The organism is Microbacterium fluminis (genome assembly GCF_051549805.1).
Taxonomy (GTDB): Bacteria; Actinomycetota; Actinomycetes; order Actinomycetales; family Microbacteriaceae; genus Microbacterium.
This window is the reverse complement of record NZ_CP196042.1, coordinates 505,675-527,561: the sequence shown is the minus strand read 5'-3', so window position 1 is coordinate 527,561 and position 21,887 is coordinate 505,675. Positions and strand designations below refer to the sequence as shown.

General features: G+C 66.6%; 24 protein-coding genes, 1 tRNA gene and 1 other RNA gene. 12 read left to right on the top strand and 14 right to left on the bottom strand.

Features of this window, described 5'->3' with window-relative positions:
- The first annotated feature begins 1 nt into the window (after position 1).
- The 4 genes from ACSJDX_RS02405 to ACSJDX_RS02390 are packed head-to-tail and all read left to right on the top strand — an operon-like array spanning position 2 to position 2,711.
- Entirely contained in the window at positions 2–691 is a 690-nt protein-coding gene (locus tag ACSJDX_RS02405) for a helix-turn-helix domain-containing protein (RefSeq protein ID WP_438353996.1), read from the top strand.
- Positions 692–738: 47 nt separating this feature from the next.
- On the top strand, positions 739–1,344 hold the full coding sequence (locus tag ACSJDX_RS02400) for an arsenate reductase ArsC (protein WP_438353995.1): 606 nt from the start codon (positions 739–741) through the stop codon (positions 1,342–1,344).
- A gap of 53 nt (positions 1,345–1,397) precedes the next feature.
- Complete coding sequence (locus ACSJDX_RS02395; protein WP_438353994.1) at positions 1,398–1,718, top strand: ArsR/SmtB family transcription factor; 321 nt, start codon at positions 1,398–1,400, stop codon at positions 1,716–1,718.
- A 6-nt stretch (positions 1,719–1,724) separates the two neighbouring features.
- Positions 1,725–2,711: a three-helix bundle dimerization domain-containing protein gene (locus tag ACSJDX_RS02390; protein ID WP_438353993.1), complete on the top strand. Its 987-nt coding sequence runs from the start codon at positions 1,725–1,727 to the stop codon at positions 2,709–2,711.
- Here ACSJDX_RS02390 and ACSJDX_RS02385 read toward each other — a convergent pair.
- The 8 genes from ACSJDX_RS02385 to ACSJDX_RS02350 all read right to left on the bottom strand — a co-directional run bounded on the left by ACSJDX_RS02385 (position 2,698) and on the right by ACSJDX_RS02350 (position 9,677).
- Complete coding sequence (locus ACSJDX_RS02385) at positions 2,698–3,477, bottom strand: winged helix-turn-helix transcriptional regulator (protein WP_438353992.1); 780 nt, start codon at positions 3,475–3,477, stop codon at positions 2,698–2,700. The two genes, ACSJDX_RS02390 and ACSJDX_RS02385, sit on opposite strands and share 14 nt — an antisense overlap.
- Positions 3,474–4,247 carry a phosphate ABC transporter ATP-binding protein PstB gene (gene pstB, locus ACSJDX_RS02380; RefSeq protein ID WP_438353991.1) on the bottom strand — a complete coding sequence of 258 codons (774 nt, stop codon included), beginning with the start codon at positions 4,245–4,247 and terminating at the stop codon, positions 3,474–3,476. Before pstB ends, ACSJDX_RS02385 begins: the two co-directional genes overlap by 4 nt.
- Positions 4,244–5,149 carry a phosphate ABC transporter permease PstA gene (gene pstA / locus ACSJDX_RS02375; RefSeq protein WP_438353990.1) on the bottom strand — a complete coding sequence of 302 codons (906 nt, stop codon included), beginning with the start codon at positions 5,147–5,149 and terminating at the stop codon, positions 4,244–4,246. Before pstA ends, pstB begins: the two co-directional genes overlap by 4 nt.
- The gene (pstC, locus tag ACSJDX_RS02370; protein ID WP_438353989.1) at positions 5,146–6,084 is read right to left on the bottom strand and encodes a phosphate ABC transporter permease subunit PstC; all 939 of its coding nucleotides are present in this window, start codon (positions 6,082–6,084) and stop codon (positions 5,146–5,148) included. The genes pstA and pstC overlap by 4 nt, the downstream gene beginning before the upstream one ends.
- Positions 6,085–6,184: 100 nt before the next feature.
- Positions 6,185–7,117: a phosphate ABC transporter substrate-binding protein PstS gene (gene pstS / locus ACSJDX_RS02365; protein ID WP_438353988.1), complete on the bottom strand. Its 933-nt coding sequence runs from the start codon at positions 7,115–7,117 to the stop codon at positions 6,185–6,187.
- Positions 7,118–7,523: 406 nt separating this feature from the next.
- Entirely contained in the window at positions 7,524–7,850 is a 327-nt protein-coding gene (locus ACSJDX_RS02360; protein WP_438353987.1) for a hypothetical protein, read from the bottom strand.
- Positions 7,843–8,346: an N-acetyltransferase family protein gene (locus ACSJDX_RS02355; RefSeq protein ID WP_438353986.1), complete on the bottom strand. Its 504-nt coding sequence runs from the start codon at positions 8,344–8,346 to the stop codon at positions 7,843–7,845. The genes ACSJDX_RS02360 and ACSJDX_RS02355 overlap by 8 nt, the downstream gene beginning before the upstream one ends.
- Before the next feature lie 14 nt (positions 8,347–8,360).
- Complete coding sequence (locus ACSJDX_RS02350) at positions 8,361–9,677, bottom strand: FAD-dependent oxidoreductase (RefSeq protein ID WP_438353985.1); 1,317 nt, start codon at positions 9,675–9,677, stop codon at positions 8,361–8,363.
- A gap of 86 nt (positions 9,678–9,763) precedes the next feature.
- Here ACSJDX_RS02350 and ACSJDX_RS02345 point away from each other — a divergent pair, with 86 nt between their 5' ends.
- Complete coding sequence (locus ACSJDX_RS02345; RefSeq protein WP_438353984.1) at positions 9,764–10,117, top strand: metalloregulator ArsR/SmtB family transcription factor; 354 nt, start codon at positions 9,764–9,766, stop codon at positions 10,115–10,117.
- 744 nt (positions 10,118–10,861) lie between these two features.
- Here ACSJDX_RS02345 and ACSJDX_RS02340 read toward each other — a convergent pair.
- Positions 10,862–11,041 (bottom strand): excisionase family DNA-binding protein, encoded by a 180-nt coding sequence (locus ACSJDX_RS02340; protein ID WP_438354915.1) that lies wholly within the window; start codon positions 11,039–11,041, stop codon positions 10,862–10,864.
- A 131-nt stretch (positions 11,042–11,172) separates the two neighbouring features.
- On the opposite strand from ACSJDX_RS02340, the gene ACSJDX_RS02335 reads away from it, so the two are divergent.
- The 6 genes from ACSJDX_RS02335 (at position 11,173) to ACSJDX_RS02310 (ending at position 15,920) form a co-directional block, all read left to right on the top strand.
- A complete protein-coding gene (locus ACSJDX_RS02335; protein ID WP_438353983.1) occupies positions 11,173–11,754 on the top strand; it encodes a hypothetical protein in 582 nt (193 codons plus the stop codon).
- 11 nt (positions 11,755–11,765) lie between these two features.
- Positions 11,766–13,025, top strand: a complete 1,260-nt coding sequence (locus ACSJDX_RS02330) for a tyrosine-type recombinase/integrase (protein WP_438353982.1) — start codon at positions 11,766–11,768, stop codon at positions 13,023–13,025.
- A gap of 294 nt (positions 13,026–13,319) precedes the next feature.
- Complete coding sequence (locus ACSJDX_RS02325; protein WP_438353981.1) at positions 13,320–14,156, top strand: sulfite exporter TauE/SafE family protein; 837 nt, start codon at positions 13,320–13,322, stop codon at positions 14,154–14,156.
- A gap of 102 nt (positions 14,157–14,258) precedes the next feature.
- The gene (locus ACSJDX_RS02320) at positions 14,259–14,813 is read left to right on the top strand and encodes a cation transporter (RefSeq protein ID WP_438353980.1); all 555 of its coding nucleotides are present in this window, start codon (positions 14,259–14,261) and stop codon (positions 14,811–14,813) included.
- 91 nt (positions 14,814–14,904) lie between these two features.
- Positions 14,905–15,243: an ArsR/SmtB family transcription factor gene (locus tag ACSJDX_RS02315; RefSeq protein WP_438353979.1), complete on the top strand. Its 339-nt coding sequence runs from the start codon at positions 14,905–14,907 to the stop codon at positions 15,241–15,243.
- Positions 15,240–15,920 carry a cation diffusion facilitator family transporter gene (locus ACSJDX_RS02310; RefSeq protein WP_438353978.1) on the top strand — a complete coding sequence of 227 codons (681 nt, stop codon included), beginning with the start codon at positions 15,240–15,242 and terminating at the stop codon, positions 15,918–15,920. The genes ACSJDX_RS02315 and ACSJDX_RS02310 overlap by 4 nt, the downstream gene beginning before the upstream one ends.
- A gap of 295 nt (positions 15,921–16,215) precedes the next feature.
- On the opposite strand, the gene ACSJDX_RS02305 is transcribed toward ACSJDX_RS02310, so the two are convergent.
- The 4 genes from ACSJDX_RS02305 to ACSJDX_RS02290 form a co-directional block, all read right to left on the bottom strand.
- Positions 16,216–16,300: transfer RNA gene (locus ACSJDX_RS02305), tRNA-Ser, on the bottom strand.
- Positions 16,301–16,359: 59 nt separating this feature from the next.
- A complete protein-coding gene (locus tag ACSJDX_RS02300) occupies positions 16,360–18,642 on the bottom strand; it encodes a transglutaminase TgpA family protein (RefSeq protein WP_438353977.1) in 2,283 nt (760 codons plus the stop codon).
- Positions 18,629–19,876 (bottom strand): DUF58 domain-containing protein, encoded by a 1,248-nt coding sequence (locus ACSJDX_RS02295; RefSeq protein WP_438353976.1) that lies wholly within the window; start codon positions 19,874–19,876, stop codon positions 18,629–18,631. The genes ACSJDX_RS02300 and ACSJDX_RS02295 overlap by 14 nt, the downstream gene beginning before the upstream one ends.
- A gap of 29 nt (positions 19,877–19,905) precedes the next feature.
- Positions 19,906–20,958, bottom strand: a complete 1,053-nt coding sequence (locus ACSJDX_RS02290; protein ID WP_438353975.1) for an AAA family ATPase — start codon at positions 20,956–20,958, stop codon at positions 19,906–19,908.
- Positions 20,959–21,079: 121 nt separating this feature from the next.
- Here ACSJDX_RS02290 and ffs point away from each other — a divergent pair.
- Positions 21,080–21,176, top strand: an RNA gene (gene ffs / locus ACSJDX_RS02285) — signal recognition particle sRNA small type.
- Between the two features lie 17 nt (positions 21,177–21,193).
- Here ffs and ACSJDX_RS02280 read toward each other — a convergent pair.
- Positions 21,194–21,862, bottom strand: a complete 669-nt coding sequence (locus ACSJDX_RS02280; RefSeq protein WP_438353974.1) for an NUDIX domain-containing protein — start codon at positions 21,860–21,862, stop codon at positions 21,194–21,196.
- Between the last annotated feature and the right edge of the window lie 25 nt (positions 21,863–21,887).

Sequence of the window (21,887 nt, the reverse complement as noted above, 5' to 3'; positions counted from 1 at the left end):
AATGAACATTGAGCTAATGACACTCGAGGCTCGGGTCGGCCGTTTCGCCGCTCTGGCCGATCCAATGCGTCTCCGGATCGTGGATCTGCTGACGATCGGCGATGTGTCGCCGAGCGAGCTGCAGAGCCAACTCGATATCTCCTCCAGCCTCCTCGCGCACCACATCGGTGTGCTGGAGCGCAGCGGCTTCTTGATTCGCTCACGCTCCGATGCTGATCGGCGGCGCACCTACCTCCGGTTGACGGAGAACGCACTCGAGGACCTCGTCCCGGCGCCCCGACTTGCTGCTCGGCGCGTGGTGTTCGTCTGCACGGGCAACTCGGCCCGGTCCCAGCTCGCAGCCGCCATGTGGCAGGCCGCCAGCACCGTTCCGGCAACGTCAGCGGGAACCCACCCGGCGGCGCGAATCGAGCCAGGAGCGATAGCCACGGCGCGTCGCCATGATCTGGCGCTGGCGGCATCCAAGCCGCGAAACCTCCAAGATGTCGTGGACGTCGATGACCTCATCATCACGGTTTGCGATACCGCCCACGAAGAAGTCGGCGGTCTCGCGCAGCTGCACTGGTCGATCCCAGATCCCGTCCGAGACGGGACGGACGCCGCATTCGATGCCGCATTCGACGACATCGCGGACCGCGTCGCCGCACTCGCACCCCATATCGAATCCACCTCGACGAAGGAGCAACGATGATGTCTGCCCAAGAACCCGCCCAGGTCACAATCGATCAAGAAGGGCCGTTGGCTTCCGCCGCCGACCGACTCACTCGCGAATTCGATGGCACCTTCGGTCGAGAAACGATCGATCGATTCCTCCACTCGTCCTATACCGAACTCGCTGCGCGCGCGAAAGTGCCCAATTTCCTGCCCGTGCTCACGGAGAGATTCGCGCGAGAGCGCCTCGGCGCACTCGCGCGAGTCGACAAACTTCACATCGACGGAAAGCCGACAGTCCTCTTCCTCTGCGTGCACAACGCGGGCCGGTCGCAGATGGCGCTCGGGTTCTTCCAGCACTACGCGGGTGACCTCGCAATCGGTTGGTCCGGTGGGTCCGAGCCCGGGGACGAGGTGAGCCCGGTGGCGGTCGCGGCGATGGCCGAGAAGGGGATCGACATCTCGACCGAGTTCCCCAAGCCCTGGACGGATGAAGTGGTGCGCGCGGCAGACGCGGTCATCACGATGGGATGCGGCGACGCGTGTCCCGTCTTCCCCGGCAAGCGCTACGAAGAGTGGACGCTCGCCGACCCCGCAGGGTGGACGATCGACGGGGTGCGTCCCATTCGAGACGACATCGAAGAGCGTGTCCTTCACCTGCTCGACGAACTCGGCGTGCCCGCACGGGCGTAGCAGGCCGCCTGCCCACCGAAAGTCGTCCAGATTCGTGAAATACAATCCGGCGTATGGGCTTCGAGGTCTCCGATGACGGCATCGAGCTCTCGAGCGTGCCCCTTGACCGCGCCTCGGCCGAAGATCTTGCTCGTACCCTTCGCGCAGTCGCGGATCCAACTCGCATCCAAGTCCTCAGCATGTTGGCCGCAAGCCCGCAGGGCGCGACTGTGCAAACCCTCACGGACGGGCTCGGGTTACGCCAGCCGACGGTGTCGCACCATCTCCGGATCATGCATGACGATGGGCTCCTCGATCGCCGCCAGGACGGCCGAAAAGTCTGGTACCAGATCGCGGCGGACAGGCGTGCCTCGATCATCGACCTCTTGGGGTAAGAACTGATGGCTTCGGACTCCGCGCCGAAGCCGCTGGACCTCGCAAGCGCAAAGGAGCGCGCTGCACAGGTCGCTGCGCTCGCTGACCCGCGGCGACTGCGGCTGATGAGCATTCTGGTCACCGATCCCGCGGGGTCCTACACGGCGGAGTTGCTGGCGAGCGCCGCGGGCCAGCCGCTCGATGAACTGTGGGCGCACCTTCCGGTACTCATGGACGCCGGGCTCCTCACCTGCGAGCCTTCGGCCACAGACCCGATCTACCGACCTACTGCGGACACCTGGATGCGATTCGGTCGGGTATTGGCGCCGACACTGCATGCAAACGTCGTCTTGGCGTCGGGTGGACTCGGCCCGGCAGCCCTACCACCGGTGATCCAGAAGATCGTCGATCGACTCTCGTACCGATTCTCGACGAATTTCTCACGCGAAACCGTGCAGAAATACGTCACCGACAGCTATGAACTTCTTCGAGAACGGGCCAAGGTAACCCGCCACCTTCCTTCGCTCACAAGCAGGTTCGCGACCGATCGTCTGTCTGCGCTGGCGACGGCCCATGGGTTCACGCTCAGCGGAACGCCCGAGGTGTTGTTCGTCTGCGTGCAGAACGCGGGTCGCTCCCAGATCGCCGCCGCGATCCTGCGTCAGCTCGCGGGTGACCGCGTCCACGTCCGGACGGCCGGCTCCCAGCCCGTCCAAGCTGTGGACGCTAGCGTGATCGAACTTCTCGATGAGGTCGGGGTGCCCTTGGGCGAGGAATTCCCCAAGCCTCTCACCGAAGAGGTCGTCCAGGGATCAGACGTCATCGTCACCATGGGATGCGGGGATGCGTGCCCGGTATACCCGGGTAAGCGCTACTTCGATTGGGCAGTAGATGACCCGATCGGCAAGCCAACGGCTGAAGCGCGGCTCATCCGAGACGACATCCACTCACGGGTGGAGGGTCTGCTGCAGAGCATCGGGCTGGATTCGTTTGGAGACGCTACATCGGAGTGATGCGGTAACCGATCCCGCGTAGGGTTTCCAGCATCGCGGCAGCGCCCTTCTGCGCGGCGTCCAGCTTGCGGCGGATGCGGAGGACGATGACCCTCGTTCCCTCGACGCTTGCGTCGCCGTACACGCTGTGTTTGACCGCGAGCTCCTCCACGCTGACGACTCGGTGGGCTTGACTCATCAGGTATTGGAGAGTGTGGAATTCTCGAGGAGTCAAGGCGACAGGCTGATCTCCGACGGTCACCCGGAATCCCAAGGGGTCCAGTGAGAGTGGTCCGATGGAGAGTGTCACCGCAGACTCGTCGGTGCGCGCGGACGCGGAGCCGAGGGATCGCAGCGTTGCAGCGATTCCGGCTCCCGTGAAGGGAAGCGCGATCAGTGACCGTGCTCCATGCTCGAGGGCGTGGTACGCCTGCTCGTTCGCATTCTCCTCGGCGCCCACTCCGATGATCACCGGAACCTCAGACCAGGTTGCGATGGCGTTGACGAAGTCGACGAGGTCGACTCCCTCGATGTATGTCGGTGCAAGTACGGCGCTCGGCTGCTCCTCCCCGAAACCGAGGAGCGCGCTCAACCCATCGGCGTATACGCAGAGCTCGATGCCGTTATGGAGTAGGCCCGATTTGTCGTCGAGTGAGAGTTGGCGGGTGGAACCTACAGCGAGGATTCGGGCCGGCCACCGGGGGGTCGGTGGTGTGAGCCGCGCCACGTCGTGCGCATACGCGTACTCGCCTTGGACCAGCCCGCTGCGGGGCGTGGGCTCGCTCATCCGAATCGGCCGGAAATGTAGTCCTCGGTGGCTTTCTGGGTGGGGTTGGAGAAGATGGTTTCGGTATTGCCCACCTCGACCAGCCGACCAGGCTGTCCGACCCCGGCCAGGTTGAAGAAGGCCGTCTGATCACTGACCCGGCCAGCCTGCTGCATGTTGTGCGTCACGATGACGATCGTGAACTTCGCCTTCAACTCGGCGATAAGGTCCTCGATCGCGAGTGTCGAGATCGGATCCAACGCAGAACAAGGCTCATCCATGAGCAGTACGTCTGGTTCGACAGCGATGGACCGTGCGATGCAGAGTCGCTGCTGCTGCCCGCCTGACAGGCTGTTGCCGGGACGCTTCAACCGATCCTTGACCTCGTTCCAGAGATTCGCGCCCCGCAGGGACCGTTCGACGACGTCGTCCAAGTGACCCTTGTTATTCGCGCCCTGCAATCGGAGTCCCGCCACGACGTTGTCGCGGATCGACATGGTCGGAAACGGGTTGGGGCGCTGGAAGACCATCCCGATGGTTCGGCGCACAGACACTGCGCTCACGCCCGCTGCGTAGATGTTCTCCTTCTCGAGGCAGATCTCTCCCGTGACGCGCGCGCCCGGGATGAGTTCGTGCATCCGGTTGATCGTGCGCAGCACGGTCGACTTTCCGCACCCGCTGGGGCCGATGAGGGCGGTGACCGTACGAGCCGGGATCGTCAATGACACGTCCTGCACCGCGTGGAAGTCCCCATAGAAGACATTGAGTTCGTTGATGTCCAGTTGCTTCATGACCGATTCTGATTTCGGGTAAGGGCTCGAGCGACGAGCGTTGCGAGCAGATTCAGCAGGGCGATGATGATGATGAGCGTCAGCGCCGCGCCCCACGCGCGGAACTGTCCGGCCGGCAGCGGATTTCCTAGCTCGCTGTAGATGAGCAGCGGCAGGGATGCCATGTTGCCGTCGAAGATGTTGTAGTTCAGGGCCCGGCTGTAGCCGACCAGCACCAGAACGGGTGCCGTTTCGCCCATCACTCGCGCGACCGCGAGAAGCACGCCACTGATGATTCCGGAGACAGCAGCAGGCAGGACGACGCGGACGATGGTGATCCACTTCGAGATCCCGAGTGCATAGGACGCTTCTCGAATCTCGTTTGGCACGAGGCGAAGCATTTCCTCGGTCGAGCGAATCACGACCGGCAGCATCAGGAGGCCAAGGGCGATAGACACCGCGAACGCGCTCTGGGGAAGTCCGAATGTGGTGATCCACAGGGCGAATACGAAGAGCGCTGCGACGATCGAGGGGATGCCGGACAGCACGTCCACCATGAAGGTGGTGGCACGGGCGAACGCCCCGCGCCCGTATTCGACGAGGTAGATGGCGACGAAGATTCCCAGTGGCACCGCGATGACTGCGGCGATGAACGCCTGGACGAGCGTGCCGTAGATCGCGTGGTACACCCCTCCGGTGAACTGCTCTGGCAAGACACCGCGAAGCGAGTGCGTCCACCACGTCGGACTCACGATCGCCGAGAATCCCTTGGCGACAACGACGACGAGCACCCACACGAGAGGGATCAGAGCGAGGCCGAACGCTGCGAACATCAGCACGCGCGCGATGACGTCTCGTGCTCGTCGCGAGGCGGATATCGGCTGGAAAACGTCGGTACGACCGAACGCCCTCTGCGTGCTCATTGTGCGCTCCTTCGACTCGCGACCAACCTCGCGATGGCGTTGACGATGAAGGTCAGGACGAATAGGACGAATCCGGCCGCGATGTACGCGCCCGTGGGGAGGGGCGAGCTGAACTCCGCTGCGGCGGACGCGATCTTGCTGGCGAAGGTATATCCGCCGTCGAAGATGCTCCACGTCGAGGGGATGGGCGACGTGCGGAGAATGATGAGCACCGCAATCGTCTCCCCGAGCGCGCGTCCGAGTCCGAGCATCGCCGCCGCGATAGTGCCACTCCGCCCGAACGGCAGGACGGTCGTGCGGGTGACCTCCCATTTCGTGGCCCCGAGCGCGTACGCCGCCTCGATCTGCGGCACCGGAGTCTGGCGGTACACCTCCCGGCAGATGGCCGTGACGATCGGGAGGATCATGACCGCCAACACGATCGCCGCGGTGAAGATAGTGCCGCCACCGTTGATGGCCACGTTCCCCGTCGCAAAAAGCGGAAACCAGCCCAGGGCTTGATTGAGGAAGAGCGCCACGGGCTCGATCGCCGGCGCGAGAATGAAGATCCCCCAGAGTCCGAAGACGATCGAGGGAACTGCGGCGAGCAGATCGACGAGAGTCCCGAAGAATCGGGAAATCCGGCGCGGCGCGTATTGGGTGAGGAAGAGTGCGATACCGATCGAGATGGGCACGGCAATCAACAGCGCGACCGCCGAACTCAGCACAGTCACGGTGAACAAGTCGCGGACGCCGAAACGCAGGTTTGCCGGGTCGCTCGTCGAGAACTCCGTGCTGGTGAAGAAGTTGGCCTTGTTCGCCGCGAGCGACGGGGTCGCTTTGATCACCAGGAAGAGTGTGATCAAGATGATGGCGGCGACGATCGTTCCACTGGCCGCGGTTGCCAGCGCACGGAAGATCGCATCTCCCGCCCGGCCGGGCTGCTTATCTGTCAAGCTCCCCGGACGCGTGGTCGAGGAGGCGGCCCGGGGACCTGCAGCGTGCTGCAAGTCCCCGGGTGCTGCGACCTGAGGTCGCATGTCATCCATGGTTCAGTTACTGAATCGCGTTGACGGCGTCGCTGAGCTTCGGCAGGAACTCGGCCGGAATCGGAATGTAGCCGTTGTCCGCGAGCCCCTGCTGTCCGCCGGTGATGGTCGACTGGAGGAACGCGCGGACTGCCTTACCCGTGTCCGCGTCCTTGTACTTCGAGCACACGATCTCGTACGTCGCCAACACGATCGGGTACGCGCCCGTTTCGGTGGGCTTGTAGAACGAGCTGGTATCGAGCACGAGATCGTTGCCGGTGCCCGAGATCTTGGCCCCGGCGATCGTCTTGCCCACGGTCTCGGTCGATATCTTCACCGGATCCGGACCGGCCGAGGTGACGATCTCGGCCTGGTTCAGGTTCTGCGATGTCGCGAAGGACCACTCGTTGTACGTGATGGATCCCTCGGTGGTCTTGATCGCCGCTGACGTTCCTTCGTTCCCCTTCGCTCCCTCGCCGATGCCGCCGGCGAATGCCTTTCCGGCGCCCTTCGTCCACGACCCGTCAGAAGCGGATGCGAGGTACTTCTGGAAGTTGTCGGTGGTTCCGGACTCGTCGCTGCGGTAGATCACGTTGATCGGCTCGCTCGGGAGCTTGACGTCCTTGTTCAGTGCGACGAGCGCAGCGTCATCCCACTTCTTGATCCCGCCGCTGAAGATCTTGCCCAGCGTGGGACCGTCGAGAACTAGCTGATCGACGCCCTTGACGTTGAAGGTGACGGCGAGCGGACCGAAGACGACCGGAAGGTTCCAGGCGGGGCTGCCGCAGGTCTTCTCGGCTGCCGCCGGCTCACCCTTGTCGGCGTTCAGCGGCGAGTCCGACCCGCCGAAGTCGGTCTGGCCGCCGATGAACTCCGACACGCCCGCACCGGAGCCGTTCGACGTGTAGTCGAGGCTGGCATCAGGACACGCGGCCTCGTACGCGGCGATGAATCGCGTCATAGCGTTCGCCTGAGCTGTCGAGCCGCTGGCCTTGAGCGAGGTCTTGCCTCCGCACTCGACTTGCGAGGCGGAGCCGCTTGATGCGGTGTCCGTGGGCGACCCTCCTGTGTTGTTGTCGCTACCGCAAGCGGTGAGCGCTGCAACAGACAGCAACCCCACCACCAGCGCGGCGGGTAGGGTGACGGCGCGCGATCGTATTGACACTGTTGGTCCTTCCATGAGGGACGTTCCCCCAGGGACGAGGGGGACGCTTCTGCAATCTCGGGCAGAACGATAGAAGGACATCTATATGACGAAACGGTGAACGGGTGGCGACATCCAGATACCCATAGATGAACATCTATGAGTGGATACTCTCGCCTGACGCCGGCGGCGACAGCCGAGACGTCGCAAGGTCGCGGAGTTGCTACGCCGAGTGCCCGCCAACGGTCGACGTCCTAGATGCGAAAGGCGAGGGGGAGTGAAGGCGCGCGAATTCACGCACGTACTCGCCGAGCGCGGTGATGGTCAGCTCTCCCTCGGTGTCGTCGACCCATTCGAGGTTTCGCAGCTGCCACAACAGTTGAGCGATCGTTCGTGGCAGCCGTCGGGCATGCGCCTGCGACGCGGGCGGCCGCCGCCGGATCCACTCCGCGAGAAGCTGATCCTCGTCGATGCCGGGCTCGTCGTGAAGGACTTCGAGGATCGTCAGTCGTCCGACGCTCAAATGGCGACGGATGATCGCGTCATCCATCTGCGTCCGATCCGACCGATGAGCTGCGGCGCTCGATCAGGACCGTGTCGCGCCATTGACCGGTATGCGGGCCGACCCCGGATCGGGCGATCCGTTCACGACGGCCCACGACGCGGAAGCCGAGCGACTCGTGCAGCCGTCCGCTCGCGGCGTTCTCGGGGAAGATGCTCGACTGGATCGTCCAGACCCCCGCCGCCTCCGCCGCAGCGATGAACTCCTCCAGAAGCAGCCGACCGACCCCCTCGCCGCGAGCGTCGCGGTCGACGTAGACGGAGTGCTCGACGACCCCTCGGTACACCGGCCGCGACGACACGGCGGACGCGGCGACCCATCCGATGATCTCGCCCCCGTCACGGACGGCGACGAATCTCAGCGCGGGGATCTTGCCCGCGTCGAAGACGTCCCAGGTGGGGGTGGCGACCTCGAACGTCGCCTCACCCTCCTCGATACCCTGCGCGTAGATCCGCTCCACCGACGGCCAATCCTCGACCCTCATCGCGCGCACCCGAATCACGAGCAGCATCCACCCCCGCCGGACGAGTCCGTCGCGCACACCCCGGTTGTCGGGAGCACGAGCTCGACGTTCGACGCGGACGCCATGTCGCCGGCGAGCCATGCGGTCACCGAGCGCACCTGCTCGTACCCGGTCGCGAGCAGGAAGGTCGGTGCACGGCCGTAGGACTTCATGCCGACGATGAAGAACCCGGACTCCGGGTGCGTGAGTTCGCGGAAGCCGTGGGGCTCGACGGTGCCGCACGAGTGCACGTTCGGATCGATCAGCGGAGCGAGCCGTCGGGGCGCCTCCACGACCTCGTCCAGGTCGAGGCGGATCTCGCGCAGCATGTCGAGGTTCGGGCGGAACCCGGTCGCGTTCACCACGACGTCGGTCGCATGGGTGACCAGCTCGCCGTTGCGATGGCCGACGAGCTCGACGCCGTCGGTGGCGCGGTTGGCGCGGATGATCTCGAACCGGTCCAGCAGCGTGATCTCGTCGCGCGCGACCGCACGGTCGACGCGACTGCCGAGGTTGGCGCGCCCGATCAGCTCGTCATCAGGCGACGACGATACACGCACCGCTTGGCTGTTGCGGATCAGCCATGTCACACTCGTTCCCGGCTCGTCACGGGCGAGCTTCACGAGCGACAACAGTGTGTTCGCGGCGGAGTGTCCCGCTCCGACCACGGTGACCCGGCGCCCAGCGAAAAGGGCGCGATCGCGACCGAGCACATCCGGCAGCGCCGCGGTCACACGGTCGCCGATGTCACCCATCCCGAGCAGCTCGAGGCCGCTCGAGGAGAGCGAATTGGGCGAGAGGTAGGTCCCTGAAGCGTCGATCACCGCACGCGCGGACACATCCTCGACCTGACCCTCGGCGGTCCGGATGCGCAGTGCGAACGGCGTGGCCGCGCGGTTGTTCGTGCGGGTGCGGTCCATCCCCTCCCGCGTTACGCCGATGACCTCGACGCCGGTGCGAATGCGGGAGGCGATCTCCTCGACCTCGGATAGCGGCTTCAGATATTCTTCGACGAGTTCGGTGCCCGTCGGCGCCCGCTCGGGCTCTCGAAGCTCCCACCCGCGTGCTTCGAGGAGCCGACGCGATGCGGGGTCGACCAGGTGCTTCCAAGGGGAGAAGAAGCGAGTGTGTCCCCACGCACGCACACTCGAAGCGGGCGAGTTGCCCGCCTCGTAGACGACGAAGTCGATCCCGCGCTCGAGGAGATTCGCGGCCGCGGCCAAGCCGATCGGGCCGGCCCCGATGATCGCCACGGGCAGCGTCGACAGGCGAGTGGACTCGGCGACGCGGGGAGTCAGGTCGAGCAGGGTCACAGCAGCCTCCACAGGATATCGATGAGTGTCGATGTCTATTATCCCCGGATCTATCGATAGCTGTCAATATCGACTATTGTGGATGTATGGTCACGATGCTGGATCTCACCGACGTCAGCTCAGGTGCGGTCTGCTGCGCGCCGCTCGTGAGAGAGCCGCTGACGCAGCCTGATGCCGAGCAGCTCGCTACCACTCTCAAGGCATTGGCGGATCCCGCTCGCCTGCGCCTTCTTTCGATCGTCGCGTCGTCGGCGGATCGGGAGGCGTGCGTCTGCGATCTGATCGATCCTGTCGGGTTGTCCCAGCCGACGGTCTCCCACCATCTCAAGGTGCTGACCGAGGCCGGCTTCCTGTCAAGAAGCAAGCGCGGGACTTGGGTCTACTACGGGCTGGTGCCAGGAGCGCTCGATGGCATCGCCAGCTTGCTCGTCAGCACGTAGCTAGAGCTTCTCGATCGCTCGCCGAGTCGCGTTTCACGCGACAGAGTTGCTGCGCGGCCGGAGCAGGCACACGGCGCAGGACCCGTCGGTGACGAACTTGTGCCCGTCGATGTCACAGTTCCACCCCCGCGGTCGCGGAGTCGAACGATTCTCGAAAGCGACTCGAGCCCGCGCACATCCTCCGCAGGGCTGCGCCGTGCCGTGGGGATGCCGGGAGCAGAACGGGCTGTCGACGTGACGCGTCACGTAGGCACTCTCTTCTGCGGAACCGCCTAAGGAGCCTGAGCCTACGTTCGGCGTCACCTCACGCGGAACGTTATGCGTCACGTCACGGATGGCCCGCGGCATTCTCGCGGCGGAGCCGGCGGGATTCCCGCTCTCGTCCCTGAGACGGTCCCGGTATGCCTTCTGCCGGCGCCTGGCGCCCTCTCTGTAGCGTTCGACGTCGGAAGCGGAGGACTGGTGGAGTTCACCCGTCCATCCCTCCAGAACGTACCCGTCCTCGTTGTGTGTCCAGATCTTGGCGGCTTCCAGTTCTTTGAACGCCCCGAGGTCATCGCCATCAGGATGCAGGTATCGGATGTATCGCGCAGGGATCACACCGTCGGTTCCCTGCGCATTGCACCACATGAGCGCGCCAGCCAGAACTCTGAACGCCCGGTCGCTCAGTGCGTCATACTTCAGGCTGCCCAACCATTCGGCGGGTAACCGAGCGTCGACCATCGTCGCGGACCGAACGCTCGTTCAGGAGTCGACGCCGAACAACTTGAGCAATGCGGCCCTTGGAATCATTCGCCGAGGTCCGAGCTGGACGGTGGGAATCGTCCCACGGTCGACCCCGGCCTTGATCGTGCGGTATTCGACACCGACGAGAATTGCTGCGTCCTTGTAGGTCAGAGCGAGTGAGTTCTGCGACCTGTTCATCATGACGACCCCTCCTTGAGCCACCTATGTCAGCGATTGACCACACGGTAGCACTGAACTGAGCCAGTTGTGTCGTGAATGCGTCATGTCGTGCCTTGTTCATCGTTTTGCAGCCTGAGATACTAGCTCGTATGGTGCAGCTCGAAACCGCCGAGGTCAGCGATGAGCGTGTCACCGTCGGCAACGGTGTGAGCATCCCGCGCTCCTGGACGGCCGTCGTCCACGACGAGCCGGGGGTCCCGGGAACGGTGCGCATCGCCGTGGGCTTCAACGCGCAGCTGGGACGATGCGCGGCCTCGGCGGTCCTCGTGGAGAGTGCGGGCGGAGAGGACGAGGTGACCAGCCTCACCCTTCGGGAGGTCCGTGTGCAGGCGGTGGTGCAGGCGACGGGACTGAAACTTGCCACCGTTGTCTCTGACGAGGCGGGCGATCCCGAGTCGGGCGTCCAATATCTGCTGCGGATGCGTGAATGGCCCGACCGGACAACTGGCGAGGCGGTCCTTCATGCGGCCACCACCTACAGGCTTGCGGCCGCGATCAGCCTCCCGCCGTTAAAGGCGGTCTCCGACAACCTCGGCGTAAGTCAAAGCACGGCGACCCGCCTCATGAATCGGGCGCGCATGGACGGGCTCGCGTCTTTTCCTCGAGCGCCCGAGCCGGACTACGCAGCGCCTGTTGTGGGCCCGACCACTTCTCGCGGTCCCTCGATCTAAGGGAGGTCACGATGGCACGTCGCGTGAACCATGATGGAACCGTCTCGCCCTATGCCACGCCTTCAGGCGAGATTCGCTATCGGATCGCCTACTGGGTTGTGCGTCCGGACGGCGAGTACGTCAGACGCTTCCGGCGCGGGTTTTCGGACGAGCGGCAGGCCCGCGAGGCGCTCGCGAACGTGCAGGTCGACATCCGCCGAGGCTCGCATGTTGATGAAACCCGCGACACCCTGAACGCCTACTCGACGCTGTACTTTGACGGGCTGCGTGTCCGGCCGAGCACGTTGGCTGGCTACCGGAAGCACTTCCGTGTGCATGTCGAATCGTCGTCGCTGGGGCGTACCCGATTGAGTGAGATTTCGAAGGACCAGCTGAACCGCTTCTATCGTCAGCTCGAGCGCGACGGGCGCAAGGACCGTGGGCACGTCGGCGAGCCGCTCGGTCCAGCGACGATCCGTCATGTGCATGTGCTGGTCTCGCAGATCCTGCAGCATGCTCTCGAGGACGGCCTCATCCGATTCAACGCCGCCAAGCGGGCGTCGCCTCCCACGAAGATCGAGGCGGCCCCGCCCGAAATGATCACCTGGTCGGCCGAGGATGCCCGTCTCTTCCTGGAGTGGTCGCAGTCGAGCGGCGACTACCTCTGGCTCGCATGGCTCACGCTGCTCGGCACCGGCATGCGGCGCGGCGAGATCCTCGGGCTCCGGTGGAAGGACGTGGACCTGCAGAACAACGTCATCACGATCGCGCGGGCGATGTCCTACGTGAAGGAGATGGGCAAGAAGCCGGTCATCGACTTTCGAGCGACCAAGAGCGGCCGCGTGCGGAACGTCGACATCGACGCACGACTCGCGCACGCCCTCATGACGAAGCGAGATCTCCTGCGTGCCGTCGCTCCCGAACTCGCGCGCGGCGAGCAGCTCATCTTCTGCAACAGGTTCGGACGCCCGCATAACCCGACCCAGTTCTCGCGGCAATGGCGGGATCGCGTCAACAAGGCTTCCGAGGCGCATCCGGATCTCGATCGCCTTCATCTTCACGAGCTGCGTCACACGCATGCGACGCTGCTGCTTCGCGCAGGGGTGCACCCGAAGATCGTGTCGGAGCGTCTCGGGCATGCTGACATCCAGACGACTCTGAACACGTACTCACACGCTGTACGGACGCTGCAACGCGGCGCCGCTGATCTCGTCGGTGAGCTACTCGCCCCGAACCAGCTCGATGTCGACTCGGACGTGCTCGCCAGCGCATCCGAGGCCATTTCTCGGTGATCTCCCTCGGCGAGTGCCCAGCGATCAATGGTTCGTCGCCGCGCAAGGCGTCATTTGTAAACCTGCTGCATCACACGTAGGCGCCTTCCGATATTCAGCTAGCAAGCGGTCGAGAGCGGCGCAGTGCCCTACGAGAGCGGTTGCTAAGCGCAGGTCTGAGCGCAGCGAAGACTGGAGTCTGCAAAGAGCGCACGGAGGGAACGGAGCCGAGAGTGACCGCTACTCTCTCGATATCGGAGGCGTCGATCCGGGACGCCGTCGCGGGCACGACCAGATCTCGAGGATACTTGCCAGATGAGCGCGCCCTCGCGGGGAGCCGACTTAGGCGGACCCGTTGTTCAGCCGGGGTGGCGTCGGTCCCTGATCGTCGTCTTCCTTGCCGGCGCGGGCATCGGCGTGCTGGGCGGCATGATTGGGCTCGGCGGCGCCGAGTTCCGGCTTCCGCTGTTGATCGGGATCTTCGGGTTCGCCGCGCTGCCAGCGATCATCATGAACAAGGCGATGAGCCTTATCGTGGTGATCACTGCGCTCCCCGCGCGCCTCATCAGCGTGCCACTCGCCGAGCTCTCGCCGTACCTGTACATCGTGGTCAACCTGCTCGCCGGGAGCCTCATCGGGGCGTGGATTGGTGCGCACTGGGCGACCAAACTCGCCTCCAAGACGCTCTACCGCGTCATCGCGATCTTGCTCGTGTTCATCGCCATCCTCCTGATCGCGACACACTTCTTCGCCGTCCAGCCGCTCAACCTGCCCGACCCGCCGCGCATCATTCTCGGAGTGATCGCCGGAGTGCTGATCGGGATCGTCGCCGCCCTCATGGGTGTTGCAGGCGGGGAACTCCTGATCCCGACGATGGTGCTTCTCTACGGCGCTGATATCAAGGTCGCGGGCAGCCTCTCGTTGCTGGTGTCGCTTCCAACGATGCTCGTCGCGTTCACTCGCTACAGCCGCGACAACAGCTTCAAGGTGCTCGGTGAGACCAAGAGCTTCCTCATCGCGATGACCGCCGGCTCTATCGTCGGCACGCTCGTCGGCGGCTCGCTCCTCGGCGTCGTTCCCAACGCGGTCCTTATCCCGCTTCTCGTCCTGCTTTTGCTGCTCTCCTCGCTTAAGGTCTGGAACCACAAGTAGTTTCGCGTCGATCTCGTGCCAAGCGAGCGATGGCGTGGTGCACAACGCACGCCGGGGTCGAGTTGCTGGCACGCTGTGACGATGCTGAGTCTTCGACGCGTAGTGCTGCTGGTCGCACTCTTCAACCTCGCGTACTTCTTCGTGGAATTCTCCGTCGCGATCACGATCGGATCGGTGTCGCTCTTCGCCGACAGCGTGGACTTCCTCGAAGACGCCCTCATCAACCTGCTCATCTTCGCGGCGCTGCCGTGGACCGCGCGGCGTCGACGCGCGGTCGGATCAGTCCTTGCGTTCGTCATCCTGATCCCCGCGATCGCCACCATCTGGACCGCGATCAGCAAGATCCTCGATCCCTACCCGCCCGCTCCGATTCCGCTGGCGGTGACCGCGTTCGGAGCATTGCTCGTCAACCTCGCGGCGGCCGCGCTGCTCGTTCGCCACCGCCATCACAGCGGCAGCCTCACGAAGGCCGCGTGGCTGTCGGCCCGCAACGATGCGCTCGCCAACATCGCGATCATCACGGTTGGCATTCTCACCATCTGGTTTGCAACCGGCTGGCTGGACATCGTCGTCGGGATCGGAATCGCCATTCTCAACATCGATGCTGCACGGGCTGTGTGGACGGCCGCGCGGCAGGAGACGGACGCCACCCCATGACTTACCTGAGGCGCGCGCCCTTCGCGCCCGCCGAGTGGAAGAGTATTATTCAGCGTTTCCTTTATTCAGGGTTTCCTGTACCATCTGTGCCATGGTCGCCTCAATTGCTACAGTCACCCACACGGCGGCGCTCGCACGATTCGGTTACGCACTGGCGGACCCAACCCGCGTGGGCGTGATGCTCGCCCTACGCAAAGCCTCGGCCTATCCGTCCGACCTCGCGGACGCACTCGGAGTCTCTCGCCAGGTGATGTCCAATCAACTCGCCTGTCTTCGCGGGTGCGGACTGGTTGAAGCGGTACCCGACGGGAGGCGCAGCTCGTACCGGCTCGCGGACGCACACCTCGCTCCCGCTCTGAACGAGCTCCTTCAAGTAGTCCTCTCGGTCGAGCCCGACTGCTGCGCCGGCCAGGACTGCACCTGCGCATGACCGTCAACGTCGACGCGCAATCCAAGCGCAGAGAGGTTCTCCAGCGGCGAATCCGTTGGATCGTCGCCATCACGATCGGCTACAACCTCATCGAGGCTGTCGTCGCAATCACCGCAGGCAGCGTCGCCTCCTCCACCGCCCTGATCGCGTTCGGTCTGGACTCGACGATCGAGGTCCTCTCGGCCGCTGCCGTCGCCTGGCAGTTCACTCGCCGTGAACCGGAACGCTGGGAAAAGGGCACCCTCCGGGTCATCGCCGTCGCCTTCTTCGCCCTCGCCGCCTACGTCACCGCCACATCGCTCTTCGCACTCGTGACGCGGCTCGAGGTCGAACACAGCACCCTCGGCATCGTGATCACCGCGCTCAGCGTCGTGATCATGCCGTTTCTCTCCTTCGCCGAACGCCGCGCAGGGCGCGAGCTCGGATCGGCCACTGCCGTCGCCGACTCGAAGCAGACCCTGGTCTGCACCTACCTCTCCGCGGCCGTCCTCATCGGGCTCGTCCTCAACACGCTCCTCGGCTGGTGGTGGGCCGATGCCGTCGCGGGCCTCGTCATCGCCGCGTTCGCCGTCCGCGAAGGTCTCGAAGCATGGCGAGGCGATTCGTGTGCAACCTCCGTCGGCATGCTCCTCGACGACGACGACCCTGATGTTGAACACGGACACCACGGCAGCTGAGTCGAAGCAATCCGACCCAAACCAGAAGCGCCTGAGGCTCGGGCGTGCAACGGGGGCGCGTGCGTGCTATCTTGCGTGCGCGAGGGCTGATCTCGGATATGAAGTCGCGTCCGAAAACCGCTAGCGCCTGGCGTGACATGAAAGCGTCATGTCGCAACAGGCTCAGTCTCGCGCCGACCGCAACCGCGGAAAATCGGGCCTCAGAAGGGCCGATCTCGCCGTTAACTGTGCCAGTACGCGTGCCAGTGGATCTGAATCGAGTCGCGATCCCTTGAAAACACTGGGATCGCAGGTGCGGAGGATGGGGGATTCGAACCCCCGAGAGCTTTCACTCAACACGCTTTCCAAGCGTGCGCCATAGGCCACTAGGCGAATCCTCCGGAGGCCCCGGAGGGCCGTCGACCATCCTACCCTGACGTCCGCGGCGGTCCGTGCACGCTCAACGGGCGTGCGGCGGTGGCACCGATCCCGCGTAGACGCTGCCCGGCCGCACCACGAGAGAGCGCGGGGCGAGGGTCGCCAGGAGGCGCGCAGCGGCACCGGTCGACGCCCGCAGGTGCGCGCAGACGGATGCTGCAGCATCCGCCGTCTCGTCGCCGTGCGCCGGGTCCCGGCGGTGCCCGGGCGCGTAACTGGCGCGTTCGATGGCCCGCACGAGCGCCCCCATCGCCGCGGCGTCGACGCCGCGCTCGGCGGCGAGCCGAGCCGCGAACATGCGCGGCGATTCGCTCGCCGGCACGGGGATGCCGAGGTCGATCGCCTCGTCCTGCACGGCCCGCCATGCTGCGGCCGCGTCGCCGTGCCGCGCGGCGAGGAGGAGCCGTCGGCGCAGCACTGCGCGCACCACCGCTGGGACGGCGAGGGCGAGCAGGATGCCGAGCAGGACCGTCCCCACGGGCACGAGACCGCCGCCGCCCGCGCCGCCCGCGACGGCCGGGTCGTTCGCGGTCGGGTCGTTGGCGGTCGGATCGAGGCTGGAGGTGGGTGCGGGCGAGCTGGTCGGGGCGGTGGTCTGCCGCGCGGCCTCGCCGGGCGTGCCGCCGGTGATGGAGTCGGAGACGAAGTTCGTCGGCACGCCGAGGCTGTTGGTCGGCTCGAACGGCACCCAGCCGATGCCGTCGAAGTACACCTCGGGCCAGGCGTGCAGCTGACCGCTCTGCACCACGTACACGGCCTGTCCGTCGACGTTCTGCCCCGTGCTCGATCCGGGGAGGTAGCCGACCACGATGCGCGCGGGCATGCCGAGCGTGCGCGCCATGAGCGCGAACGCCGACGCGAAGTGCACGCAGTAGCCGGACCGCACCTGGAGGAAGCTCGCCACCGCATCGGCACCCGATCCGTCGAAGCCGTCCTGCACGGGCGCGCTCAGGGAGTAGCGGAACGCCGAGCTGCGGAACCACGTCTGCAGCTCGTGCAGCCGGTCGTAGTCCGTCGTCGCCCCCGCCGTGACGTCCCGCGCGGTCTGCGCGATGATCGCCGGCAGCTCGGCGGGCAGGGCGAGCGACTCCGGGCTCACGTTCGGGCCGCGGCCGTCGGCGCTGCGGGCGCGGATCTGCTCGAGGGTCGGCCGCGGCACCTGCGTCTGCACCTGGTAGGACTGCCCCTGCGAGGTGCCGCTGCGGCCGACGACGGTGCGATTGGCGGGCATCGCCGCCCAGTCGCCGTCGAGACCGGTCACCTCGACGGCGGGGAACGACACCGGCAGCCACGAGGTCACGAGGTTCTCGACCTGGATGTCGGTGGTGTACGGATTCACGGTCACACCCGGGTCGACCGCGATGGGGCCCAGGCTCTGAGCGGTGCTCAGCGGCAGGGTCGGTGCACGGTCGGGCTGCCACACCACCCCGTCGAAGCTCGAGAGGGTCGCCACCCTCAGATAGGGCGCCGTCCCCGAGTTCGTCCGCACCCGCAGCACCTCGGTGTCGGACGGGCGGCGCAGGTCATCGCCCAGCTGCAGCGACGGATCGATGGATGCGCCCGTCCCGAGGCCGCCGCCGGCCCGCTGGGGCGCGGGCAGTAGCGGCGCGGCGACGAGGGCCACCACGACGGCGATCGCGCCGATGCCGACGGCCGTCGCCGTCACCCCGTGCGCCGCGGCACGCGTGCGCACCCGCGCGTCCTTGGGGGCCTCCCGTGCGCGGACCTCGACCCGCAGCAGGAACAGGATCGCCCCGGCCAGCAGGACGAAGGCGACCACGTTGAGGGCGCCGGGAACGGCGATCGACGGCACCAGCGAGATCGCGATGAGCCCGACCGCCGCCAACAGCGGCATGCGCGCGGTGATCACGACGTGGTCGATCATGATCGCCAGCAGTCCGAGGGCGCCGACGATGAGGAACGACAGTTCGGGGGTGGCGGCCAGCGGCGCGGCACCCTGCTGGATCTGATCGAAGGCCCCCCGCAGCAGCTGCGGGGCCGCGTGCAGCGTCTCGGGTGTCGGGATGACGCCCAGCAGAGCGGTGTCGCGCAGGAACACCAGCGTCACCACCACGATCCAGACGGCGGCCTCGAGGATGCTCGCGGCGAGCGCCGGCAGCCGGAACCACCGCGCGAGGTAGCCCGCGGTGAGCACGAGCGCGGCCAGGGCGATCGCACCGGGCACCCACCCGCCCGAGGACACCACGCGCAGCAGGGGGAGGAGGGCGGCGACCACCGCGACGAACACGCCGAGCGTCAGCGCGAGCTCGGCCGGACGCCGTGTCTGAGCCTCACCCGAGGACACGGTTCGCCCCCCGATCGGCGACCGTCGCCCACGACGCACCGAGGTCGTCGTCGAGCCTGATCGCGGCGGCGCGCCATCCGGCCTGCGTGGCGCGCGTCAGTCCATCCTCGATCGGCGACACCGCCAGCAGGACCGGCAGCACGCTGTGGTGCACGAGGGGCGCGAGAGCCACGGCATCCTCTTCGTCGAAGCGTCCCGTGATCACCACGACCGGTCCGGTCAGACCGCCCGTGAACAGGTGCGGCAGCCGGGGGAGGTGGTCGTCGCGCCGCGTCGTGACCGTGGCCAGATGACGGGTGAGGTCGTCGACCTCGGCCGACTCGCCGCCGTCGATCGGCTCGGCCAGCGCCGTGCCGTCGGAGTCGATGACGTCGACGGCGTAGCCGTCCTGCACGAGTCGCGCGGTCACCGAGACGCACGCCGACACGGCCCGCTCGAAGCCGGGATCGGCGCCGGGGGCGTGCATCGCGTCGGACGCCCAGCGCAGCGCGCCCCGGTCGAGCACCACGGTCGCCTGCGGGGTCGACTCCTGCTCCTCCTGGCGCACCATCAGGGTGTCGGCGTGAGCGGTGGCGCGCCAGTGGATGCGCCGCATCGAATCGCCCGGCGTGTACGGACGCGCGATGAGGTTGTCGGCGCCCTGTCCGATCTGGTTCGTGGTGGTGTGCTGCGTGCCGCCCATGTCGCCGGCGTAGGCGGCGAGCGAGGCGAGCTCGACGACGGCGGGCACCACGATCACCTTCGTGCGGTCGCCGAGGAGGTTCTGCCGCCGGGTGAGCCCGAACGGGTCGGACGACGTCACCGAGAGCGGTCCGATCGCGTGCACACCGCGGCGCACCCCGGTCACGGTGTAGTGCAGGTCGACCGAGCGATCTCCCGACCGCAGCCCCGACCCGAGCGAGGGGAAGACGCCCTGCGCCCGTCCGGTGAGCCCCTTCGGCAGGGTGTCGCGCCAGCCGCCGGGCGCGCTCGGCATGGCGGTGCGCACCCCGACCCGCACACGCACCTCGGCATCGCGATCGACGGTGACGGTGTCGGGCGACAGGGCGCGGTGCACGTTCTCGGTGCGGTGCGCGAGGTACAGCGACACGAGGGCGGCCACCAGCACCGCCAGCAGCAGCACGCCGAAGTAGACCAGCTCGATCACGCCGAGCTCGCTCGCCAGCACGAAGCAGGCCAGGGCGAGCAGCAGCGCACCGGTGCCACGCACCGTCAGCGGCCACACGCGTCTCATGGGCGGATCACCGATCGGTCACGGCCGCGTCACTGCCGCGCGGCGAGGGGCACCCGCACGGTGGCGGCGATGCGTTCGAGGATGCCGGTGACCGTCTCGGCCACCGAGCGCGACCGCACGCCGCCGGTGGCGCGCGTCGGGATGAGGCGGTGGGTGAAGACCGGCACGAGCAGGGCGGTCACGTCGTCGGGGATCACGTAGCCACGGCCGTCCAGGGCCGCCCACACCTTCGCCGCGCGCACGAGCTGCAGCGTCGCGCGGGGGGAGGCTCCGAGGCGCAGGTCGGGGTGCGAGCGGGTGGCCTGGGCGAGGCTCACCGCGTAGTCCTCGATCGCCGGAGCAACGTGGACGGCGCGCGCCCAGGCGATCAGCGCCGAGACCTGCGCCGCCGTCACGACGGGCGCCAGCGCCTCGAGGGGGTTGACGGTGTCGCGCTGGCGCAGCATGAGCGCCTCCGAGCGGGCATCGGGGTAGCCCATCGAGATGCGCATCATGAACCGGTCGCGCTGCGCTTCGGGCAGCGCGTAGGTGCCCTCCATCTCGAGAGGGTTCTGTGTCGCGACCACGAGGAACGGGTCGGGAAGGTGGTGGGTGAGGCCGTCGACGGTGACCTGGGTCTCCTCCATCGCCTCCAGCAGCGCCGACTGGGTCTTGGGGGAGGAGCGGTTGATCTCGTCGGCGATGACGATGTTGGCGAAGATCGCCCCGCGCTTGAACTCGAACTCGCGATCGACCGGGTTGAAGACCGAGACGCCGGTGACGTCGCCGGGCAGCAGGTCGGGCGTGAACTGGATGCGGCGGACCGAGGCATCCACCGTCGCCGCGAGCGCCCTCGCCAGCATCGTCTTGCCGACTCCGGGGACGTCCTCGATGAGGAGGTGTCCCTCGGCCAGCAGGGCGATCAGCGCCGAGCGCACCGCCTCGGGCTTTCCGTCGATGACGCGGCCGACGCTGTGGAGGATGTCGGTCGTGTACCGCTCGAACGACTCGGCGGTGATCGTCTCGAGCGGTTCGGAGGGATGACGGGCGGCGCGCGAGGCGCTGCGGGCTGCGCTGCTGTCGGTGGTCGAGATGTCGTCCATGGGCTCCCCGGATCCGCAGGCGTCGGGCATCGTCGCCGGTTCGCTTCGATCGTAACCCGGCATGCGGGCGCATGGACCGGCGACCAGGATTCGCACAGCGGGCGGAGCCCGTTAGACTGGGGTCAGCTCTCCGCGAGGCGGCATCCAGGCCAATTCCCCCAGGACGGAAACGTAGCAAGGGTAACCAGGCTCTGCCGGGTTCGCGGAGAGTCTTTCTTTCGCCCGGCGCACGAGGCTAGAGCTGGGCGAACGGGCCGTCGAGCACGGCCCACTGCAGGAGCATGATCGTCTTCGCGTCCTGGATGCGTCCGTCGCGGATCATCACAAGGGCCTGGTCGATGTCGAGCTCGACCAGGTCGATGTGCTCGCCCTCGTCGGCGAGCCCGCCCGTGTCGGCCGTGCGCCCCGACCCGTCGTACGGGGCGGCGAAGAAGTGGATGCGCTCGGTCACCGAGCCGGGACTCATGTAGACGTCCCACACGTGCTCCAGCTCGTCCACGTCGACGCCGGTCTCCTCGCGTGCCTCGCGGCGGATCGCGGTGGCCGGGTCGTCGTCGTCGAGCAGGCCCGCGGCCGTCTCCAGCAGCATCCCGTCGGGGTGGTCGTTGACGTAGACGGGATAGCGGAACTGGCGGGTGAGCAACACGGTGCGCCGGTCGGGGTCGTAGAGCAGCACCGTCGCGCCGTTGCCGCGGTCGTACGTCTCGCGCTGCTGGGTCTCCCACCCACCATCCGGGGTCCGGTACTCGAGCGTGGTGCGGCGCAGCACGTGCCAGCCGGCGGCGAGCAGCTCGACATCCGTCACCCGGACGTCGGGATTGCGGTCGAGGTCGCGGCCCGTGAGGTGGAGGCCGGTGCGGCCCCGATGATCGGGCACGTCGATGCCGGGGGAGGATGCGCTCATGGCGCAGGAGCCTAGCGGCCGTCGC

What these genes read in the sequence shown, in the direction of transcription:
- ACSJDX_RS02405 (WP_438353996.1), top strand. Translation starts at nt 2, where the DNA reads ATGAACATTGAGCTAATGACACTCGAGGCTCGGGTCGGCCGTTTCGCC.
- ACSJDX_RS02395 (WP_438353994.1), top strand. Translation starts at nt 1,398, where the DNA reads ATGGGCTTCGAGGTCTCCGATGACGGCATCGAGCTCTCGAGCGTGCCC.
- ACSJDX_RS02390 (WP_438353993.1), top strand. Translation starts at nt 1,725, where the DNA reads ATGGCTTCGGACTCCGCGCCGAAGCCGCTGGACCTCGCAAGCGCAAAG.
- ACSJDX_RS02385 (WP_438353992.1), bottom strand. Translation starts at nt 3,477, where the DNA reads ATGAGCGAGCCCACGCCCCGCAGCGGGCTGGTCCAAGGCGAGTACGCG.
- pstB (WP_438353991.1), bottom strand. Translation starts at nt 4,247, where the DNA reads ATGAAGCAACTGGACATCAACGAACTCAATGTCTTCTATGGGGACTTC.
- pstA (WP_438353990.1), bottom strand. Translation starts at nt 5,149, where the DNA reads ATGAGCACGCAGAGGGCGTTCGGTCGTACCGACGTTTTCCAGCCGATA.
- pstS (WP_438353988.1), bottom strand. Translation starts at nt 7,117, where the DNA reads ATGACGCGATTCATCGCCGCGTACGAGGCCGCGTGTCCTGATGCCAGC.
- ACSJDX_RS02360 (WP_438353987.1), bottom strand. Translation starts at nt 7,850, where the DNA reads ATGGATGACGCGATCATCCGTCGCCATTTGAGCGTCGGACGACTGACG.
- ACSJDX_RS02355 (WP_438353986.1), bottom strand. Translation starts at nt 8,346, where the DNA reads ATGAGGGTCGAGGATTGGCCGTCGGTGGAGCGGATCTACGCGCAGGGT.
- ACSJDX_RS02345 (WP_438353984.1), top strand. Translation starts at nt 9,764, where the DNA reads ATGGTCACGATGCTGGATCTCACCGACGTCAGCTCAGGTGCGGTCTGC.
- ACSJDX_RS02340 (WP_438354915.1), bottom strand. Translation starts at nt 11,041, where the DNA reads ATGAACAGGTCGCAGAACTCACTCGCTCTGACCTACAAGGACGCAGCA.
- ACSJDX_RS02335 (WP_438353983.1), top strand. Translation starts at nt 11,173, where the DNA reads ATGGTGCAGCTCGAAACCGCCGAGGTCAGCGATGAGCGTGTCACCGTC.
- ACSJDX_RS02330 (WP_438353982.1), top strand. Translation starts at nt 11,766, where the DNA reads ATGGCACGTCGCGTGAACCATGATGGAACCGTCTCGCCCTATGCCACG.
- ACSJDX_RS02325 (WP_438353981.1), top strand. Translation starts at nt 13,320, where the DNA reads ATGAGCGCGCCCTCGCGGGGAGCCGACTTAGGCGGACCCGTTGTTCAG.
- ACSJDX_RS02315 (WP_438353979.1), top strand. Translation starts at nt 14,905, where the DNA reads ATGGTCGCCTCAATTGCTACAGTCACCCACACGGCGGCGCTCGCACGA.
- ACSJDX_RS02310 (WP_438353978.1), top strand. Translation starts at nt 15,240, where the DNA reads ATGACCGTCAACGTCGACGCGCAATCCAAGCGCAGAGAGGTTCTCCAG.
- ACSJDX_RS02295 (WP_438353976.1), bottom strand. Translation starts at nt 19,876, where the DNA reads ATGAGACGCGTGTGGCCGCTGACGGTGCGTGGCACCGGTGCGCTGCTG.
- ACSJDX_RS02290 (WP_438353975.1), bottom strand. Translation starts at nt 20,958, where the DNA reads ATGGACGACATCTCGACCACCGACAGCAGCGCAGCCCGCAGCGCCTCG.
- ACSJDX_RS02280 (WP_438353974.1), bottom strand. Translation starts at nt 21,862, where the DNA reads ATGAGCGCATCCTCCCCCGGCATCGACGTGCCCGATCATCGGGGCCGC.